This window comes from Thioalkalivibrio sp. ALR17-21 (assembly GCF_000420185.1).
In the GTDB taxonomy this organism is placed as follows: domain Bacteria; phylum Pseudomonadota; class Gammaproteobacteria; order Ectothiorhodospirales; family Ectothiorhodospiraceae; genus Thioalkalivibrio; species Thioalkalivibrio halophilus.
Genome location: NZ_ATUL01000049.1, coordinates 1 through 5,186, shown reverse-complemented (window position 1 = coordinate 5,186; position 5,186 = coordinate 1). Strand labels below are relative to the sequence as shown.

Here is a 5,186-nt window from a genome sequence, read left to right as displayed (position 1 = left end):
CCATCGGCCGGAGGGCCGGCCTCCTACCGTTTGCCCGGCCCCTTCTTCGGGCCGCCCTTGCGGCCCGGCTTGCGGCCGGTCGGGGCCGGCCGGGCGGCCTTCTCCACGCCCAGGTGCTGGGTACGCACCTCGCCGCCGCGCTGGCGGAGCGCCTTGCCGCCGCGGGTCACGCGACCGCCGGCGGCCGGTCGCGCCCCGCCGCCCTTGCTGCCTCCCTTGCCCCCGGTACCCGCCGGCTGCCAGGTGGGGATCAGGTGATGCTTGCCGTTGCCGATCAGGTCGCGCCGGCCCATGCGCTTCAGCGCATCGCGCAGCAGTGGCCAGTTATCCGGGTCGTGATAGCGCAGGAACGCCTTGTGCAGCCGCCGCACCCGCGCCCCGCGGGCCACGGAAAGCCGCGAATCCGCCCTGCGCCGCACGCCCCGCAGCGGGTTGCGCCCGGTGTGCCACATCGCGGTGGCCAGGGCCATGGGACTGGGCAGGAAGGCTTGCACCTGGTCGGCGCGGAAGCCATTGCGCTTGAGCCACAGCGCGAGGTTCAGCATGTCCTCGTCGGTAGTGCCCGGATGCGCGGCAATGAAATACGGGATCAGGTACTGCTCCTTGCCCGCCGCCTTCGAATACTTATCGAACATCGCCTTGAAGCGGTCGTAGGTACCCATCCCCGGCTTCATCATGTGACCGAGCGGGCCCTCCTCGGTGTGCTCCGGGGCGATCTTCAGATACCCGCCGACATGGTGCGTCACCAGCTCCTTCACGTATTCCGGCGACTCGATCGCCAGGTCGTAGCGCAGGCCCGAGGCGATCAGCACCTTCTTCACCCCCGGCAGCTCGCGCGCCTTGCGATACAGGCGGATCAGCGGGGCGTGGTCGGTGTTCAGATTGGAGCAGATCCCGGGATACACGCAGGACAGGCGCCGGCAGTTCTTCTCGATCTCCGGATCCTTGCATGCCAGGCGGTACATGTTCGCGGTGGGCCCGCCCAGATCCGAGACCACCCCGGTAAAGCCCTCCACGCGATCGCGCATCTCCTCGATCTCGCGCAGGATGCTGTCCTCCGAGCGGCTCTGGATGATGCGTCCCTCGTGCTCGGTGATGGAACAGAAGGTGCAGCCGCCAAAGCAGCCGCGCATGATGTTCACCGAGAAGCGGATCATCTCCCAGGCCGGGATGCGCGCATCGCCGTAGGACGGATGCGGGGCGCGCGCGTAGGGCAGATCGAACACCGCGTCCATCTCCGGGGTCGACAGCGGCACCGGCGGCGGGTTGAGCCACAGCTCCTTGTCGCCGTGGCGCTGCACCAGCGCCCGCGCGTTGCCCGGGTTGGTCTCCAGGTGCATCACCCGCGAGGCATGGGCGTACAGCACCGCGTCGCCCTTCACCTGCTCGAAGGCCGGCAGGCGGATCACCGTGCGGCTGCGCGGCGTGCCCTTCGGGATCTCGCGGTGGAAGCGCACCACCTGCGCTTCGGCATCGCCCCCGGATCCCGTGCCCGATTCCTGCCCGCTCGCACAGGCCTGCGCCGAGGTCTCCGCATAGGGATCCGGGTTCGCGTCCACCGGCCCCGGGGTATCCACCTCGGAGGAATCCAGCACCACGTGATCGCCCGGCACTCGGTCGCGCAGGAACGCGGTGCCGCGCAGATCGTTGATCTCGCGCGGATGCTCGCCCCCGGCCACGCGATGCGCCAGCTCCACCAGTGCGCGCTCGGCGTTGCCGAACAGCAGGATGTCCGCGCGCGAATCCAGCAGCACCGAGCGGCGCACCTTGTCCTGCCAGTAGTCGTAATGGGCGATGCGCCGCAGGCTCGCCTCGATCCCGCCGATCACCACCGGCACGTCGCGGAAGGCCTCGCGCACCCGCTGGCTGTACACGATCACCGCGCGATCCGGGCGCCTGCCGTGCACGTCGCCGGGTGTATAGGCGTCGTTGGAGCGCTTCTTCCGCTCCGCGGTGTAGTGGTTGACCATCGAGTCCATGTTCCCGGCGGTCACGCCGAAGAACAGGTTCGGCCGCCCCAGCGCGCGGAACGCCTCGGCCGAGGTCCAGTCGGGCTGGGCGATGATGCCGACGCGAAAGCCCTGCGCCTCCAGCAGCCGGCCGATGATGGCCATGCCGAAGCTGGGATGGTCGACGTAGGCATCCCCGGTGATCAGCACGATGTCGCAGGAATCCCAGCCGAGCTGGTCCATCTCCTCGCGCGTGGTCGGCAGGAACGGCGCCGTGCCGAAGCGTTTGGCCCAGTACGGACGGCGGTCGAACAGACCGGGTACGGTCTCGTCGGCGATAACGGGTACGGATGCGGACATGCGGCCTCGTTCCGGGGATTCCGGAGCACTGCGATCGGGTAATCGCGTATTACACGCGCGCGCGGCCCGGGCTTCAACCGGACCCGCGCGCGGCAGGGGCTTCACACGTGCCGTGCGTCGCGCACGCCGGCGTACTGCACCCCGGCCAGACGGGCCAGGTCGCGATCGAAGGTGGACAGGTCATTGGGGCCGAAATCCTCCAGCCGCGCATGGCCGCAAGCCCGCGCCAGGACGCGCGCCAGCTCCGTGGCGTCGGTCAGGAACCGGCCCAGACGCGCCGCCCCGGTCTCCACGTCCAGGCGCGCACGCAGCTGCGGGTCCTGGGTGGCCACGCCGGTCGGGCACCGATTGGTGTGGCAGATGCGTGCACCCACGCAGCCGATCGCCTGCAGCGCGGCGTTACCCAGGGCCACCCCGTCGGCGCCCAGCGCCAGCGCCTTGATCCAATCCGCCGGGGTGCGCAGCCCGCCGGTCACCAGCAGCGTCACGCGGCCCGAGGCCCCGGTGGCATCCATGTGCCGGCGTGCGCGCGCCAGCGCCGGGATGGTCGGCACCCCCATGTGGTCACGCAACAGCGCCGGCGCGGCCCCGGTGCCGCCTCCACGGCCATCCAGGATGATGTAGTCGGCACCCGCATCCAGAGCAAAATCGATGTCCGCCTCGATGTGATGCGCGGCCAGCTTGAAACCCACAGGGATCCCCCCGGAGCGCTGCCGCACATCATCAGCGAAGCGACGGAAATCCTCCGGCGTGCGCAGCCCCGGATCGGCGGGTGGCGACACCGCGTCCCGTCCGGCCTCGATCCCGCGTGCCTGCGCGATCTCGTCGGAAACCTTGCACCCGGGCAGCACGCCGCCCACGCCGGTCTTGGCCGCCTGCCCCGCCTTGAAATGGAAGGCCTGCACGCGTTCGGGCACGGAATCGTCGTAACCGAAATGCGCCGGCCCCAGCTCGAACAGATAGCGCGACGCCACCTCCGTCTCCTCCGGCAGCATCCCGCCCTCGCCGGAACATACCCCGGTACCGGCCTGCTCCGCGCCCCGCGCCAGCGCCATCCGCGCCTCGCGCGACAGCGACCCGTAGCTCATGTCGGTCACCAGCCAGGGCATGGACAGCCGCAGCGGCCGCTGCGCCTGCGGCCCGATCACCAGCTCGGCGGCCACCTCGGCGCCGGCCTCCAGCGGCCGACTGGACAGCTGGGCCGCCAGCAGCTGCAGCGCATCCCAGCTCGGCAGCTCGTCGCGCGGCACGCCCATCGCCACCGTGGGCCCGTGCGCACCCAGCCCTTCCAGGCCGTCGCGCGCCAGGGCATGGATGAACTCGACATGCGGCTCGGTCGCGGTCGCGCGCGGGTCGGGCGGTGCGTCGGACCCGCCGGCCCCGTCGCCCGCATCGTTCCCGGCATTCCCGCCCGGCTCCGACGCGGGTTCCGGCGCCTCCCCGACCTGCGCGTCCAGTCCGGCGTGCGTGCCATCACAATAGGGCAGATTGCCCGACTGCTTGCACTGGCAGAGGAACGCCTCGCCATCCTCCTGCGCGGTAAACGCCAGCGGGCCCAGGCCCGTCCCCGCGTGGGAACCGTCACAGAACGGCTGGTTCGCCGAACGCCCGCAGCGGCAGAAGTAGTACTCCTCCCCCTTCTCCAGCTCCACGCCACGCGGTTCCAGTGCCGCAATCACGGGTCGGCTCATCGTGTCCTCCTGTCGGGTGCCGTCTCACCCGACATGAACCCACAAACCCGCACCCCGGCGCAAACCGCCCGACCCGGCCGCCCCGTCTGGGCGCGATGACACCCGCGGGCGTATCATGAGGGATCGTGCCATCTGCCCCCGGGAGCCCCGCATGAATCAGGTCGACCACCGCCACACCCGCCGCGACTACACCCGCGCCGAGCTGCGCCGCAGCGACCTGACCCCGGAGCCCGCACAGCTGCTGGCCCGCTGGCTGGCAGAAGCGCGCGAGGCCGGCAACCCCGATCCCACCGCCATGACCCTGGCCACCGCCGACGCCGACGGCCAGCCCTCGGCGCGCATCGTCCTCTTCAAGCACTTCGAGGGCGAAGGCCTTTGCTGGTACACCGACTCGCGCAGCCACAAGGGCCGCGACCTCGCCGAGAACCCCCGCGCCGCGCTACTGTTCTACTGGCCCGAGACCGAACGCCAGATCCGCGTCGAGGGCAGCGTCAGCGCCCTGCCCGCCGAGCTCGCGGACGACTACTTCAGCCAGCGGCCCGGCGGCAGCCGGCTGGCCGCCGCCGCCTCCCTGCAGAGCCAGCCGGTGGATGACCGCGCCACCCTGGAGCAGCGCGTGAAGGACCTGGAACAGCAGTACCCCGACGGCAACGTCCCCCGCGACCCGGCCTGGATCGGCTACCGCCTCGCGCCCGAGCTCTTCGAATTCTGGCAGGGCCGCGCCAGTCGCCTGCACGACCGCTTCACCTACCATCACAACGGCGAACACTGGGAAATCACCCGCCTGATGCCCTGAACCGGTGCTCCTGAAGCGCGCCATGCGGGCGGCCCGCATGCCGGAGCCGGGTTGCCTCGCCGATTATCCACGGCAACCCTACCGCCCCCGCCTCAGAATCTGCTAGGATGCGCAGCGCTACTGGCGACGGTCGCAACAACCGACCGGGCCGGAGCACGGAGAGGTGCCGGAGTGGTCGAACGGGGCGGTCTCGAAAACCGTTGTACGCGCGAGCGTACCGAGGGTTCGAATCCCTCCCTCTCCGCCAGAATTCCGCAGGAGCGTGCTTGCACGCGAAAAAGGGGCCCGAGCGGCCCCTTTTCTATGCGCATCCCCCCCGCAGGCGCCCGTGAACATGCCCGCAGGAGGCCGGCCCTCCGGCCGATTCCCCGTCCGGCCAACCCCTGCGCC

The 5,186-nt window shown here is 70.7% G+C and carries 3 protein-coding genes and 1 tRNA gene; 2 read left to right on the top strand and 2 right to left on the bottom strand.

Features of this window, described 5'->3' with window-relative positions:
- Positions 1-23 precede the first annotated feature (23 nt).
- Both G020_RS0114360 and G020_RS0114355 read right to left on the bottom strand, forming a co-directional pair.
- Positions 24-2,309 carry a YgiQ family radical SAM protein gene (locus G020_RS0114360; protein WP_024330077.1) on the bottom strand — a complete coding sequence of 762 codons (2,286 nt, stop codon included), beginning with the start codon at positions 2,307-2,309 and terminating at the stop codon, positions 24-26.
- A 101-nt stretch (positions 2,310-2,410) separates the two neighbouring features.
- Positions 2,411-4,000, bottom strand: a complete 1,590-nt coding sequence (locus tag G020_RS0114355; protein WP_024330076.1) for a glutamate synthase-related protein — start codon at positions 3,998-4,000, stop codon at positions 2,411-2,413.
- Positions 4,001-4,151: 151 nt separating this feature from the next.
- Here G020_RS0114355 and pdxH point away from each other — a divergent pair, with 151 nt between their 5' ends.
- Positions 4,152-4,796, top strand: a complete 645-nt coding sequence (gene pdxH / locus G020_RS0114350; RefSeq protein WP_024330075.1) for a pyridoxamine 5'-phosphate oxidase — start codon at positions 4,152-4,154, stop codon at positions 4,794-4,796.
- A 157-nt stretch (positions 4,797-4,953) separates the two neighbouring features.
- A tRNA-Ser gene (locus tag G020_RS0114345) sits at positions 4,954-5,043 on the top strand.
- Positions 5,044-5,186: the final 143 nt, after the last annotated feature.